Source organism: Dechloromonas hortensis, assembly GCF_009469765.1.
Taxonomy (GTDB): Bacteria; Pseudomonadota; Gammaproteobacteria; order Burkholderiales; family Rhodocyclaceae; genus Azonexus; species Azonexus hortensis.
On sequence record NZ_SSSQ01000009.1, the window covers coordinates 75888 to 88708 of the forward strand.

Genomic DNA, 12821 nt, shown 5'->3' on the forward strand with positions numbered 1-12821 from the left:
ATGATCAGCCTGACCTCCGCCCAAATTGATGCATGGATTGCGGCCTTCATCTATCCGCTTGCCCGCATTCTCGCTTTCATTGCGGCAGCACCGCTGTGGAGTACCGCAGGCATTCCACGCCGGACACGGCTAATTCTCGGGATAGCCATCACGGTCGCCATCACCCCCAGCCTACCCGTCATGCCCAATGTTCAACCGGGCTCCCTGAACGGGCTTTGGCTGCTGTTTCAACAAATGACAATCGGTATCGGGATGGGATTTGCGGCAAAAATCGTTTTTACCGCGGTTGACCTGGCCGGCGAACTCATTGGCTTGCAAATGGGCCTGGGCTTTGCCACCTTCTACGACCCTCTCAACTCCTCGCAAACCCCGGTCATCGCAGAGTTTCTCGGGCTAATGTCGCTGCTCACCTTTCTCTCACTGAATGGTCACCTGATCTACCTCGCAACGCTCGCCCAGAGCTTCAATGCGATCCCGGTCAGCGCCGTTCCGCTGGGTGCGGACAGTTGGCTGAACCTCGTCGAACTGGGAGGAAAAATTTTCTCGACCGGCCTGCTCCTCGCACTGCCGATCATCGTTGCACTAATGATTACCAACGTTGCTCTGGCCGTCCTGACCAGAGCGGCCCCCCAATTGAACATCTTCGCGCTGGGTTTTCCGCTCACCTTGAGTGGCGGCTTTATCGCCCTCGCAATCAGCCTGAATTACCTTGCCGCACCACTGCAGGCACTCTTTGAATTCGGGATGAGCGCCCTGCTCGGCTTTGCCGTTCCCGCCGCTCAGTAGCGTTCGTTCTGCATGAAGGAGTCAGCCTGCTGACGCTGGACCAACTTGATCGTCCCTTCGGCCATCCGGCGAGCCCCCAGCGTCTGCGAGTCAATCCCCTCGGTGTACTCCATCAACAGGTAAGCGGCATAGCCCTGCTGCATCTGCAACTGGCTGGCCCGGCGCTTCAGAATCTGGATCGACTCACCGGCACCACCGGTGTGATAGCGCTTCATTTTCAGCGAAAAGCGATAGGTGTCCTCATTGATCCGCGCTTCCTCGATCTCCCAGTTCGGCGCCAGCGGATCGTAGTACAAGTGTATTGCACCGATAATCAAGGCACCGGTGACCACATTGGCAAGCGATACCGAGGTCGTCGCAGTCAACTGGATGATCTTGTCCGGGACCAGGGGCGAAGCAGTACTGCCTGGCGAAGAGCATCCGCTCATCATTGCCGCTGCCAGCAGGCAAAGCGGCAAGGTCGAACGATATTTCATATGTAGTTGAATAAGGATAGCTTCGACGTACTGGCAAAAGTTGCTTGAGCTGCTTCCAGTTGAATTTTCTTCTGGGAAACATCGGTCAACGCCTTGGCGTAATCAAGATCCTCCAGATTCGAGAGTTGGGTTTTGTATTGCAAAGCCCGGTCACTGGCCGTGTTGGTCATGCTTTCGAGTGAGGAAAGACGGGCGCCAACGGTTGCTCTGGCACGTGAAACCGTTTCCATGGAGGCATTGATGCCATCCAGCGCGGCCGAATAAGTGACAGTTCCTGAGCCACGAAGGTAATCCACCATATTCTTGACCGAGTCAAAAATGCTGCCCCCAGTCAGATTGCCAGTGGAGTCACGAACATCGGTGAACACGTCATTACCGGGAATATTGGTCGCGAGGCTGAAACTGGCAGTGACCTGCAACTGCTGTTGCCCTTGGTCGCCGTTATATTGGATGTACTGATTGGCACTTGAAAATGGCCCGGTCGCATTTCCGGTCAGTGAAAATGGACGAGTCGTACTATCAAAGCCGGCAAAGACATAGCGTCCGGTACCATCCTGGGTGTTTGCCAAGCCAACCAGACTGTTCAAGCGCTGTTCCAGCTCTGTCGCAACTGCGGCACGCTCGCTCGCCGAATAACTGCCGTTACCCGCGGCGACAGATTTTTCGTAGATATTCTGCAGTTCTTCGTTGACGCCATGCAGCGTGCTGTCAAGGGCCGACAATTTGGTGTCCGCCGACGCCTGGTTCTTGATGTACAACTCATTCACTGACTTGGACTGAGTCACCACCAGAGCCTGCGCGGCACCGACCGGATCATCCTTGGGGGTAACGATACGCCGCCCGGTGTCGATCTGGTTTTGCAGGGTATAAAGGCTGCTCTGCAACTGCTGAATACCACCAACACCGGCGCTATAGAGTTGGGCTGTACTGATTCTGAGACTCATGGGTGACTCCTTCAATTACCTGTCAGAGAGCAAGCAAGGTATCGAACAGACTGGATGCAATTTCGAGCACCTTGGCAGATGCCTGATAGGCCTGCTGATACTCAATGAGCTTTGCTGCCTCTTCATCGCGATTGACGCCGGAGACCGCCTCTTTTGCCGAATAGGCCTGTTTATACAAGGCTGTTTGGGCCTCTGAGGAAATTTCAGCTGATGCGGTCTTGTTACCGATGTCGTTAACGAAGGCAGCATAGTTATCCTGAAAAGTGGCCTTGCCGCCCGAGGTGGTGTTTTGAATTTGCAGATTCCCAAGCTTCAGGGCATTACTGCCATCCTCTGCACCTGTAGATCCACCAACCGAAGCGGCGGCGATGCCTTTTGGATTTGCCGCAATGGTCGCATTGACGGAAAAAAGTCGGGCAATATCCTTGGTTGGCTGGATCGTAAAGCTATCTCCGGAGGCCGGAGCCCCTGATAAAGAGAATCCCTGCGTTTGGGCCTGGGTATTGATGTTGGCAAATGAACTATCGACCCATGACTGGTTATCGGACAAGCGCTTGAGCGTGTAATTCGTGCCGTCATAGGACAGTTGATAATCACTCGCCGTTACATTGGTATAAAAATTGGTCCCGTTGTTCGGCGGCGGTGTGACCCATGTGGCGCTGAGCGTGCCTGAATTAGTCGATTTCCCGATCACGGTAGGATCGCTGATCGAGAAGAAATCATTGGCTGGTGCGTTCCCATCCAGATCCAGGCCCTGGTCGTGCTGGGCATTGAAAGTCAGGGCCAGCGAAGTTGCCATCAAACCCAGTTGATTGAAGGCCGTATCCAGTGCCTCGGTACGAAAGCTGAGCAACCCGCCAAGTTGGCCACCGGTAACCAGGGATTCAGGCAGTTCCTGAACGTTGCCCGTGGCACCTTTCAGACCGACAACGATACGGGACTGGTCTGCCGAAGAGTTGAGCGCAACCATTTCGGTGACGCGCGTGCCAATGACGAGTTGCTGCCCGGAACCGACAAACACGTTATAGCTTCCGTTGGTATCCGTGGTCGTCGTTACCTTGACCAACTCATTTAGTTTGGAAACCAGCTCATCGCGCTTGTCGAGCAAATCGTTGGCCGGTTGCCCATTCAACGCGCTAGCCGAGATGATCCGTTGGTTCAAGCCGGCAATTTCCTTGGTGTAGCTATTGATCGACTCGACTGTACTGCTGATCTGCGAATTGACGCCGGCCTCAAGTTCAGCCAGCCGGCTGTACATGCTTTGAAAACCGGTAACCATGGTCTCCGCCGCAGAAATCATCGATTGGCGTGACGAAATCAGCGATGGGGTACTGACTACCGACTGAATACCATTGAAAAACTGCTGCATCAACGGCGTAATCCCGGCGTCCTTGTCGGCCAGCATGTTGTCGATCTGGGAAATCTGGGAGTAGTAGGTATCCAGCGAACTGACGCTGGTCTGAGCGCTCAAGACCTGCTTGTTCAGCGCTTGGTTATACATGCGCTCAACCGTCACGACATGCGTGCCCTGACCGATACCGCCTGCCCCGGTCATGACCGTCGGATTCGAGGCCTGAACGATACGCTGCCGCGTGTACCCTTCGGCGCTCATATTCGCGATGTTGTTGCTGGTCGTCAGCAGGCCTGTTTGCGCCGCGTTGATGCCAGTCATTGCAATGCTGATTAAGCCGCTTCCCATTTCCATCTCCTTCCCGTTTGTTAACGGCACAAACGGGATTAACTTGATTCTTTAGCCGACCAGCGCCATGCGCAAACTGGGACCATTGATGATTTTGTTCAACTTGTCGGCGTAGCTTGGGTCGGTTGCATAACCGGCCCGCTGTAAACCTTTAGCAAACTCCGCGCCATCCTGAGAGCCGATCACACCGCTGTAACGCGGATTGCTGCGCAACAGGGATGCATAGTCGCGGAAGGCCTCGTCATACGACGAATAGGCACGGAATCGTTCGACGCTCTGCTGCGCCTGACCATCGACATATTCTGTGGTTGTCGCGTCCACCGTTGCGCCATTCCAGCTTTTACCGGCCTTGATCCCGAACAGGTTGTAGCTCGATGAGCCATCGCTCTTGCGAATTTCACTACGCCCCCAGCCGCTCTCCAATGCGGCATGACCGACCAGAAACTGGGGTGGAATACCGGTCGACCGCGAGGCTTCGACCGCCTGCGGCCAGATGCGATTGACGAACTCCTTCGATGAAGTCGGCGCCTCGGTATTGCCGGAAGCCGCGCCGGAGTTGGTCGAAGAGGCAACGCTGGCATACGCCGCCGATGTTGGCAAAGCGCTTGGCACCGGCGTGTATTGCAGATGCCGGGCATCGGCAGCGATCAGCGGCAAGGCACTGCCGGCAGCATTTGCCGGTGCATTCAAACCAGCCTGCGCGTCGGCACCGACCAGATTGCGGCCAAGTTGCTGCTCGATCAAACGGGCGAAACCAATACCCTTGCCGCTCCCGGCAATATTCTGGGCCATCTGCTGATCCAGCAAGCCCGTATAAAAGCGGGACTGATCGCTATTGAGCAAGCCATCCTGCGGCGTCGCGTCGCGCATGCTCTTAATGACCTGTTGCAGAAACAAGGTCTCGAACTGTTGGGCAGCCGCCTTCAGCCCCTGCTGCGGATCTTTCTGAAACTGGCTGCGCAAGTCCTGCGCGGACTTGACGTCAAATGCTGCCCGGCTGGGGCTGTCCTGAATCTTGACTGACATTGCGGATCAGATAATTTCAAGGTCGGCACGCAAAGCGCCGGCTGCCTTCATGGCCTGCAGGATGGCCAGGAGGTCGAGCGGGTTGGCGCCCAGCGCATTCAATGCCTTGACCACATCCGCCAGATTGGCGCCTGCCTTGACGTTCATCAGGCTGCCATTATCCTGCTTGACCTGGATATCGGCGCCTTGGCCAAGTTGGGGTTGTGCGGCATCGACCACGACGGAAAGGCTGCCATGGGCGACCGCGCAGGCTTCCAAGGTCACTTTCTGGTTCATCACCACCGAACCGGTACGCGGATTCACAATCACCTTGGCCAAACCGACGACCGGCTTGACATCGAGATTATCGATCCTTCCCAGGAAGGAAACCCGGGCATCGACATCCTCCGGTGCGCGCACCGCGATCCGTCGCCCATCGACCGCCTGCGCCGTGCCCGGCCCCATGCTTTTATTGATGGCGTCGACGACATTCTGGGCGGTACCGAAATCGGTGCTGGACAGTTCGTAATAGACAAAGCCGCCTTGGCCCAAGCCCGATGGCACCGCACGCTCGACCGTTGCTCCACTGGGGATTCTGCCCGCAGAAAGATGGTTGACCGTAACCTTGGAGCCGCCGGAAGAAGCCCCCACGCCGCCGACCAGCACATTGCCCTGGGCAATGGCATAGACCTGGCCGTCAGCCCCCTTCAGCTGAGTCATCAGCAAGGTACCGCCGCGCAGGCTTTTGGCGTTACCCATCGAAGAGACGGTCACGTCGATCGGCTGACCGGGCTTGGAAAAGGCCGGCATATTGGCGGTAATCATCACCGCTGCGACATTCTTCAGCTGGAGCTTCTGCGCCTGCTCCTGGGTCAGATTGACCCCCATCTGCGATAGCATGTTGCCGATCGCCTGCGTGGTAAAGGGTGTTTGCGTCGTCTGGTCGCCGGTATTGTCGAGACCGACCACAATGCCGTAGCCGATCAACTGGTTGTTACGCACCCCTTGAATACTGGCCAGGTCCTTGATCCGCTCGGCAAGCACCGGCTGGCTCCAGAGCGGCAACAGACAAGCGGCCACAATTGCCGCCTGCCGGTATACCTTGCCGCTATTCGTCTTCATGATGCGCCTCCGCGAGAATTTCCCTAGAACGGCATCACATTAAGGAAGAAACGTGCCAGCCAGCCCATGATCTGCCCCTCGCTGATCTGGCCAGCCGATTTGTACTCGATCCGGGCATCGGCGACCTTGGAAGACTCGATTGTGTTGAAGGCATCGACAAAGCTCGGGTTGATGACCCCGGAAATCCGGACGAACTCCTGCTCATGACCAATCGCCAGTTGCTTCTCGCCCGACACCAACAGGTTGCCGTTGGGCATCACATCGATCACCGTCACCGTGATATTGCCGGTAAAGACATTGTTGTTGGCCGCCTCACCCTTACCGCTGAAGGCATTGGAACTCGATGCATCGAGGTCGAGGCCAAGCAGGCCCTTGCCGGGCAAGCCGCTCAGTGCGGAAACCGAGGCCTTCGAGGTGTTCGACTTGTCCAGTTTGCTGTTGGACTTGGCGGAAGCCGTCGTGCTTTCGGTAATCTTGACGGTAATCGTATCGCCGACAAAGCGGGCGCGCCGGTCTTCGAACAGCGGCCGGCTGTAGCCGACCTGATAGATCGAGCCGTTGCCGCTGGCCATATCGAAACGTGGCGTCGGCCTCGCCGTCATCGGCTGATGCACATTGGTCGGCGGCACGGTCGTGCATCCGGCAATAGCCAGCATGGCGATCAAAAGAATGCGTTTCATGGCATTACCTCACAACTGGGTCAGGCGCCCCAACATGGCATCCGATGTCGATACGACCTTGGAGTTGAGTTCATAGGCGCGCTGGGTCTGAATCATCGTCACCAATTCCTCCGCCACATTGACGTTGGAGGTTTCGACATAGCCCTGATTGACGGCGCCGGCACCATTGGTACCCGGGGTATTCGGCGTCGGTGTGCCGCTCGCCGCGGTCTCCTGAAACAGGTTCTGCCCGATGCTCAGCAGACCGCCCGAATTGATGAAGGTGGCAAGCTGGATGCTACCGATCTGGGTCGTCGCAGCGTTGCCAGCCTGCGTGATGGAAACAGTGCCATCGGTCCCGACGGTGACCGACAGGGCATCGGCCGGGATGGTGATATTGGGCTGTAGCGGATAGCCATCGGAGGTGACGATCTGCCCCTGGTTATCCTTCTGGAAGGCGCCATCACGGGTATAGGCGGTTGTCCCATCGGGCAGCAGCACCTGGAAAAAGCCGTTGCCCTGAACCGCGATATCCAGCGTTCCATCGGTCTTCTGCAGGTTACCCTGGGTGAAGATCCGGGCAGTCGACACCGGCCGAACCCCTGTTCCCAACTGCAAGCCGGTCGGAATCTGCGTCTGCTGCGATGACTGCGCACCGGGCTGACGCAGGGTCTGATAGAGCAGATCCTCAAAGACAGCGCGCCCGCGCTTGAAGCCATTGGTGCTGACGTTGGCCAGATTATTGGAAATGACATCCAGCTGAGTTTGCTGGGCATCGAGGCCGGTACGGGCAATCCACAGGGAACGGATCATGATTCAGGTCCTATCAGGAACTCATGGAGAGCAGCTGATCTGCCCGCTGGGCATTGGTATCGGCTGTCTGCAACATCTTCACTTGCATTTCAAACTGACGGGAAAGACTGATCAGATTGACCATGGCATCCGTCACATTCACATTACTGCCTTCCAACGTACCCGAGGTCAGCTTGACCCGCTCATCGGCCGGCGCTGGCTGGCCATTACGCATTCGGAACAGGCCATCGGCACCGCGCACCATGTCGGCCTCCGGCGGATTGACCAGCTTGACCCGACCAATGGCATTGGAAATATTCGGCGTACCGAAAGTCGGAACAATCGATACCGTACCGTCCGGTGCGATTTCAATATTATTGTCGGGCGGGATATTGATTGGCCCGCCATCGCCAGCCACGGCATAGCCGCCCTTGGTTTGCAGTTGACCGGTCACATCCACATCCAGGCTACCGGCCCGTGTATAGGCTTCGCTGCCATCGGGCAACTGAACCGCGAGCCAGCCTTTGCCATTGACCGCAACATCCAAGTTGCGCCCGGTAAACATCAAGGGGCCCTGATCCATCACATCACTGACCGAAGCATCGACCACGAACGCCCGCGTCGGCATACCTTCACCCTGGATCGGCACGGCGCGGAAGCGATGCTCCTGCGACTTGAAGCCGATGGTGCTGGCATTGGCAAGGTTGTTCGCCGTCCCGGCCTGTTGCATGAAAACATGCTTGGCGCCGGTCATCGCGGTGTAGATCAGACGATCCATTCAATCAGCTCCGTGCGGCTTAGCGGATATTGACCAGGGTCTGCATGATCTGATCCTGGGTCTTGATCGACTGTGCATTTGCCTGGTAATTACGTTGCTGAACGATCATCGCGACCAATTCGCCGGTCAGGTCAACGTTGGACTCTTCCACCGCACCCGACTGCAGGACGCCGAGTGTCCCGGTATCAGGCGTTCCCACCATCGGCTGGCCAGAAGCGGCGGTCTCGATCCAGGCGTTGTTGCCGATGGCCATCAAACCATTGGGATTGATGAAGTTAGCCAGAACGATCTGGGCCATATTCTTGGTCTGGCCATTGCTGTAGTTGCCCTGGACGACACCGTCCGGTCCAATGGAAAGGCCTGACAGGTTGCCGGAGGCATAACCGTCCTGGGTCAGCTTGTCGACACTGAAATCACTGCCGTATTGGGTACATTCACCAAAATTGATGGTGAACGCCAACGGAGAAGTTGCACTATTTGTCTGGCCATTGGCGGTCATCACCGCGTTAAGATTGACACTGACGTTGGTCGGCGTTGCCGTCGTAGGAGACACAATCTTGCCATTGGTGTCGAACTCGAGGCGAGTCGGTGGAATGCCATGGGCGCTCTGATTTGTCCCATCCACTTGATAGCGGACATCCCACACACTATTTCCAGCAGTGGCCGGTGGGTTAGCCACAGGATCCAGCTTAACGAAATACATTGTCAGGGTATGAGGATTACCCAAGGTATCGTAGATAGTCAGAGCGGTTGAATAGTTATAGCTATTCGTATCGGGTGCGGTAGTTGCTGTTGCCGGGTTCACCCATGTTTTGACTGATTCAGTCGAATCGAGTTGCAGCCCAGCCGTTACGCCATCCGATGTCGAGCCGGTGACCTTGGGCGGAATGCTCGCCGTCGAGATCTGCAGCGCAGTCGGCGTCGTCGGCGTGATCTTCCCGGAAGCATCGGCCATATAGCCGGTCAGGTTATCCTGCGAGTCATTGACGATGAAGCCGTTCGAATCGACGTGAAACTGGCCGTTTCTTGAGTAGGTGACGGCACCATCCTGAGTTAGCCGATAGAAGCCCGAGCCGTTGATCGCGACATCCATCGAGTTGCTGGTGGTCGTAATATTGCCCTGCGTGTACTGCTGGACGATGGCCGCCGCGGAAGTACCGATCCCGACTTGCGAAGCACCACTACCCGACAGCGAGGCGGCGTAAACATCCGCAAAATGTGTGGATGCCCCCTTAAAGCCGACGGTACTTGCGTTAGCAATATTGTTGCTGGTCACATCCAGCGCCCTGGATGAAGCGTTGAGGCCACTCAGCCCTTGTTGGAATGCCATTACAGTCTCCCGGAATTACATGAATTGCAGAACGTCATTGAATGCCACCGTTTCGCCTGAATTCAATTCCAGTTCGAAACTCGATCCGTTCTTAACGACAGCAGATACCGTGCCAACCTGAATCGGCGTGGCGGTGACCTTGGTTCCTGCCTTGCTGGCCTCAATCGAGAAGGTGTATTTGCCATCGGCAAGCTGTGTACCGCTGGCGTTCTTGCCATCCCACGCGAAGGCGACGATACCCGCCGACTGCTTGCCCAGGTCCTGGGTCTGCACCACGGCGCCGGCAGCGTTCTTGATGGTGACGGTGACCTTGTCGGCAGCACTGCCGAGGCTGACACCACCTTGGGTTACCCCCTTGGAGAGGACCAGGTTCGAGCCTTCGGTCAGTACTTGCGAACCAATAGCGCCGGCGGCCTGCAGCGCCTGGGAGGTGTTATACGAAGAAAGCAGTTGGGTCAGCGTGGTATTCAGCCCCTGAATTCCTTCCAGCGTACTGATCTGAGCCAGTTGCGAGGTCATCTGGGCGTTGTCCATCGGATTCAGCGGATCCTGGTTCTGCAACTGGGTAGTCAGCATGGTCAGAAAACTGTTCTGCAGATCCTGGGCTTTGTTCGTGGAAGATTTGCTGTTTGTGCCATTCAGTGCCGCAATAACATCAGCATTCGCTTTGGTTGAACTCACTGTGCTCATTCGAATCTCCGGTTAGTTTTGGCCAATGCTCAAGGTACGCAGCATCATGGTCTTGGCGGTATTCATCACTTCGACGTTTGTCTGGTAGGAACGCGAAGCAGAAATCATGTTGGTCATTTCCTCGACCACGTTGACGTTTGAAAACGCGACGTAGCCCTTTTCATCTGCAGCCGGGTTCTTGGGGTCATAGACCATGCGCGGCGGCGAGGCATCCTCGACGATCTGGCGCACACGAACACCTTTTGAACTCTCGCCCACATTGCCCATCGGCGTCGCCTCGAAAACGACCTGTTTAGCCCGGTAAGGCTTGCCGTCGGCCGAAATGACGCTATCGGCATTGGCCAAGTTGGAAGCGGTTGTATTCAGGCGCATCGACTGCGCCGTCATGGCGCTGGAAGAAACCTTGAAAACATTGAAGAGACTCATTTAAGACTCCTTAGCTCGAAGTATTCGCCAGGGCACTACGAATACCCTTGAGCTTGTCACTAATAAACTGGCTGACGATCTGGTACTGCAGGGCGTTTTCAGCAATCTGGGAGCGCTCGACGTCCATATCGACCGTGTTGCCATCTGCCGCCGATTGGGTTTCGGTCCTGAACTGCAGGGTCGCCCCACCAGCCATACCACTGCCCCTCTGATGGCCCGATGCAGTTGTCGCCAGGGCAATGCTGCCGTTGCCACGACCGGCCATGGCGTTCTGCATGGCCTTGTCGAAACTGAAGTCGCGAGCCTTGTAATTGGGGGTATCGGCATTCGCGATATTCGACGCCAGTACCTGATGACGTTGCGTACGCAGGTTCATCGCCTGGCTATAAACCGAAAGGTGTTGTTCAAGACTACTCATGCCGGACTCCCAAAGAATGCTGACCTTTAAAAGCAGACTTCATGCCACTCTAAAATGCCTGATAATCGGCAAAATCCGGCAATGGCTTGATGTCCATTCGGCAAAACTTGCCGCCATTGCCAGGCAATTAATTGCCCCATGCCCGAGCAGCGTCGGGCAAAATGTCGAAATGCCCTCCAGAAGCCTTCTCTTTGCCCTGCTGCTTGCCATCGCGCCCCCCCTGCTTGGCGTCGAATTTGACCCGGTCATGGACACTGCCGAGCGCTATGTTCGCGCCCAAACACAAGGCTCGCCTGGCAAGGTAACGATCGCAATGGGCAAGCTTGGCGCCAGCAGATTGCCGCCATGTACTGCCCATGAGGCGTTTTCGCCCCCGGGCACGCGTATGATCGGCAAGACACACGTCGGCGTCCGCTGTCTCGGCCCCAACATCTGGAGTGTGCTGGTCCCCGTCCAAATCTCGGTCACTGGCAATTACGTCAGCACCGCCCGTGCTCTGGCGGCCGGCCAAGTTATCCAGCCGGGAGACCTGGTCAGCAGTGCGGGCGACTTGAGTACGCTACCCGCCGGTGTTGTTGCCGACCCGGCCCTCGCCATCGGTAAAACCTTGCGTAACTCGCTAGGCGCAGGGCAACCCCTCCGCGACAATCAACTGCTCGCACCGATGGTCATTCGCCAGGGACAGACCGTTCGTGTGCTCTCAAAAGGCTCGGGATTCGCCGTCAGCAGTGAAGGCAGGGCTCTTTCCAACGCCAGCGAAGGACAGATTGCCCAAATCCGCATGCCATCCGGACAGACCGTCAGCGGTATCGCTAAAAGCGACGGCAGCATAGAAATTTCTTTTTAAGCTAAAGTTTCAGCTAAATTGGTCGTTATCCGGATTGAGTTCTAAAGTATTGCGAGATCAAAATGAAAATCGACAGTTCATATATACCTACGACACCGCCCGTAACGCAGCGTCAGACGGCAACCCCTGCCGCCAGCACTGGCTCGGCGCAAGAGGCGGTCAGCCTCAGCCAACTGGCCGGCAGCCTGCAAAGCAGCGAGAAGCCGCCGGTCAACACGGCAAAAATTCAGGAAATCAAGCAGGCCATCTCCGAGGGGCGTTTCAAAATCAATCCGGAGGCCATTGCCGACCGGCTGATCGAATCGGCACGCGACCTGGTCAACTCCAGCAGCAAACGTGAAGCCTGATGCATAAGCTGGCCGCGATTGCTGCCCGGGAAACCGCTCAGCTAACCGAGTTCATCGCATTGCTGAAGCTTGAGCAGGATGCGCTGAAACGAGCGGATGCGAGTGCCTTGCCGGCCATCAGCGAACAAAAGCTCCGCTTGGTCGAAGCGCTGAATGCTATCGAGCAGGAGCGCGGCGCGGCACTTGGCGCCGACGCGGGGGAGAATGCCCGTTCAGCAATGACGCGCTGGCTGGCCGCCAACCCCGAGCAGAAAAGCATCGCCGCTGGCTGGAAAAATCTGATGGATTTGGCTCGCGAAGCCAAGCAGTTGCACGAACTCAACGGCCAACTGATCAAGATGCACCTGCATCAAACCGGGGAGTTGCTGGCTGCACTAACCCAGCAATTTCAGAAGAACACGCTTTACGGCAGCGACGGGCAAACCTCGTCAACTTCAGGTAGCCGTATCGTCGACTCAGCCTGAGCACGTTGCCTGACAGCAAGGCTGGCGTAGCCTTGCCT

General features: G+C 56.7%; 16 protein-coding genes. 4 read left to right on the plus strand and 12 right to left on the minus strand.

Going from position 1 to position 12821, the window contains the following annotated elements; translation table 11 throughout:
- Window positions 1–786 carry a flagellar biosynthetic protein FliR gene (gene fliR, locus GH663_RS14540; RefSeq protein WP_153132439.1) on the plus strand — a complete coding sequence of 262 codons (786 nt, stop codon included), beginning with the start codon at window positions 1–3 and terminating at the stop codon, window positions 784–786.
- On the opposite strand, the gene GH663_RS14545 is transcribed toward fliR, so the two are convergent.
- From GH663_RS14545 to flgB, 12 genes are all read right to left on the minus strand, one after another.
- Window positions 780–1262 (minus strand): hypothetical protein, encoded by a 483-nt coding sequence (locus GH663_RS14545; RefSeq protein WP_066884143.1) that lies wholly within the window; start codon window positions 1260–1262, stop codon window positions 780–782. The two genes, fliR and GH663_RS14545, sit on opposite strands and share 7 nt — an antisense overlap.
- On the minus strand, window positions 1259–2206 hold the full coding sequence (flgL, locus tag GH663_RS14550; protein ID WP_153132440.1) for a flagellar hook-associated protein FlgL: 948 nt from the start codon (window positions 2204–2206) through the stop codon (window positions 1259–1261). The genes GH663_RS14545 and flgL overlap by 4 nt, the downstream gene beginning before the upstream one ends.
- Before the next feature lie 22 nt (window positions 2207–2228).
- Complete coding sequence (flgK, locus tag GH663_RS14555; RefSeq protein ID WP_170291432.1) at window positions 2229–3905, minus strand: flagellar hook-associated protein FlgK; 1677 nt, start codon at window positions 3903–3905, stop codon at window positions 2229–2231.
- Between the two features lie 51 nt (window positions 3906–3956).
- Window positions 3957–4868, minus strand: coding sequence for a flagellar assembly peptidoglycan hydrolase FlgJ (gene flgJ / locus GH663_RS14560; RefSeq protein WP_246181595.1), 912 nt, complete (start codon window positions 4866–4868; stop codon window positions 3957–3959).
- A gap of 69 nt (window positions 4869–4937) precedes the next feature.
- Complete coding sequence (locus tag GH663_RS14565; RefSeq protein WP_153132443.1) at window positions 4938–6032, minus strand: flagellar basal body P-ring protein FlgI; 1095 nt, start codon at window positions 6030–6032, stop codon at window positions 4938–4940.
- Between the two features lie 23 nt (window positions 6033–6055).
- The gene (locus tag GH663_RS14570) at window positions 6056–6712 is read right to left on the minus strand and encodes a flagellar basal body L-ring protein FlgH (protein ID WP_153132444.1); all 657 of its coding nucleotides are present in this window, start codon (window positions 6710–6712) and stop codon (window positions 6056–6058) included.
- A 9-nt stretch (window positions 6713–6721) separates the two neighbouring features.
- Window positions 6722–7504 (minus strand): flagellar basal-body rod protein FlgG, encoded by a 783-nt coding sequence (gene flgG / locus GH663_RS14575; protein WP_153132445.1) that lies wholly within the window; start codon window positions 7502–7504, stop codon window positions 6722–6724.
- Window positions 7505–7517: 13 nt separating this feature from the next.
- Entirely contained in the window at window positions 7518–8261 is a 744-nt protein-coding gene (locus tag GH663_RS14580; RefSeq protein WP_153132446.1) for a flagellar basal body rod protein FlgF, read from the minus strand.
- Window positions 8262–8280: 19 nt separating this feature from the next.
- Window positions 8281–9591 (minus strand): flagellar hook protein FlgE, encoded by a 1311-nt coding sequence (flgE, locus tag GH663_RS14585; protein WP_153132447.1) that lies wholly within the window; start codon window positions 9589–9591, stop codon window positions 8281–8283.
- Window positions 9592–9606: 15 nt separating this feature from the next.
- Complete coding sequence (locus tag GH663_RS14590; RefSeq protein ID WP_153132448.1) at window positions 9607–10281, minus strand: flagellar hook assembly protein FlgD; 675 nt, start codon at window positions 10279–10281, stop codon at window positions 9607–9609.
- A gap of 12 nt (window positions 10282–10293) precedes the next feature.
- Window positions 10294–10707 carry a flagellar basal body rod protein FlgC gene (gene flgC, locus GH663_RS14595; RefSeq protein ID WP_066884162.1) on the minus strand — a complete coding sequence of 138 codons (414 nt, stop codon included), beginning with the start codon at window positions 10705–10707 and terminating at the stop codon, window positions 10294–10296.
- Window positions 10708–10717: 10 nt separating this feature from the next.
- Window positions 10718–11125 (minus strand): flagellar basal body rod protein FlgB, encoded by a 408-nt coding sequence (gene flgB / locus GH663_RS14600; protein ID WP_153132449.1) that lies wholly within the window; start codon window positions 11123–11125, stop codon window positions 10718–10720.
- A 16-nt stretch (window positions 11126–11141) separates the two neighbouring features.
- Between flgB and flgA the strand changes: the two genes are divergently transcribed.
- The 3 genes from flgA (at window position 11142) to GH663_RS14615 (ending at window position 12783) form a co-directional block, all read left to right on the plus strand.
- On the plus strand, window positions 11142–11972 hold the full coding sequence (gene flgA, locus GH663_RS14605; RefSeq protein WP_246181596.1) for a flagellar basal body P-ring formation chaperone FlgA: 831 nt from the start codon (window positions 11142–11144) through the stop codon (window positions 11970–11972).
- 62 nt (window positions 11973–12034) lie between these two features.
- Window positions 12035–12319, plus strand: a complete 285-nt coding sequence (gene flgM / locus GH663_RS14610) for a flagellar biosynthesis anti-sigma factor FlgM (RefSeq protein ID WP_066884168.1) — start codon at window positions 12035–12037, stop codon at window positions 12317–12319.
- Window positions 12319–12783 (plus strand): flagella synthesis protein FlgN, encoded by a 465-nt coding sequence (locus tag GH663_RS14615; protein WP_153132450.1) that lies wholly within the window; start codon window positions 12319–12321, stop codon window positions 12781–12783. The genes flgM and GH663_RS14615 overlap by 1 nt, the downstream gene beginning before the upstream one ends.
- Window positions 12784–12821 lie beyond the last annotated feature (38 nt).

What these genes read in the sequence shown, in the direction of transcription:
- fliR (WP_153132439.1), top strand. Translation starts at nt 1, where the DNA reads ATGATCAGCCTGACCTCCGCCCAAATTGATGCATGGATTGCGGCCTTC.
- GH663_RS14545 (WP_066884143.1), bottom strand. Translation starts at nt 1,262, where the DNA reads ATGAAATATCGTTCGACCTTGCCGCTTTGCCTGCTGGCAGCGGCAATG.
- flgL (WP_153132440.1), bottom strand. Translation starts at nt 2,206, where the DNA reads ATGAGTCTCAGAATCAGTACAGCCCAACTCTATAGCGCCGGTGTTGGT.
- flgK (WP_170291432.1), bottom strand. Translation starts at nt 3,905, where the DNA reads ATGGGAAGCGGCTTAATCAGCATTGCAATGACTGGCATCAACGCGGCG.
- GH663_RS14565 (WP_153132443.1), bottom strand. Translation starts at nt 6,032, where the DNA reads ATGAAGACGAATAGCGGCAAGGTATACCGGCAGGCGGCAATTGTGGCC.
- GH663_RS14570 (WP_153132444.1), bottom strand. Translation starts at nt 6,712, where the DNA reads ATGAAACGCATTCTTTTGATCGCCATGCTGGCTATTGCCGGATGCACG.
- flgG (WP_153132445.1), bottom strand. Translation starts at nt 7,504, where the DNA reads ATGATCCGTTCCCTGTGGATTGCCCGTACCGGCCTCGATGCCCAGCAA.
- GH663_RS14580 (WP_153132446.1), bottom strand. Translation starts at nt 8,261, where the DNA reads ATGGATCGTCTGATCTACACCGCGATGACCGGCGCCAAGCATGTTTTC.
- flgE (WP_153132447.1), bottom strand. Translation starts at nt 9,591, where the DNA reads ATGGCATTCCAACAAGGGCTGAGTGGCCTCAACGCTTCATCCAGGGCG.
- GH663_RS14590 (WP_153132448.1), bottom strand. Translation starts at nt 10,281, where the DNA reads ATGAGCACAGTGAGTTCAACCAAAGCGAATGCTGATGTTATTGCGGCA.
- flgC (WP_066884162.1), bottom strand. Translation starts at nt 10,707, where the DNA reads ATGAGTCTCTTCAATGTTTTCAAGGTTTCTTCCAGCGCCATGACGGCG.
- flgB (WP_153132449.1), bottom strand. Translation starts at nt 11,125, where the DNA reads ATGAGTAGTCTTGAACAACACCTTTCGGTTTATAGCCAGGCGATGAAC.
- flgA (WP_246181596.1), top strand. Translation starts at nt 11,142, where the DNA reads ATGCTGACCTTTAAAAGCAGACTTCATGCCACTCTAAAATGCCTGATA.
- flgM (WP_066884168.1), top strand. Translation starts at nt 12,035, where the DNA reads ATGAAAATCGACAGTTCATATATACCTACGACACCGCCCGTAACGCAG.
- GH663_RS14615 (WP_153132450.1), top strand. Translation starts at nt 12,319, where the DNA reads ATGCATAAGCTGGCCGCGATTGCTGCCCGGGAAACCGCTCAGCTAACC.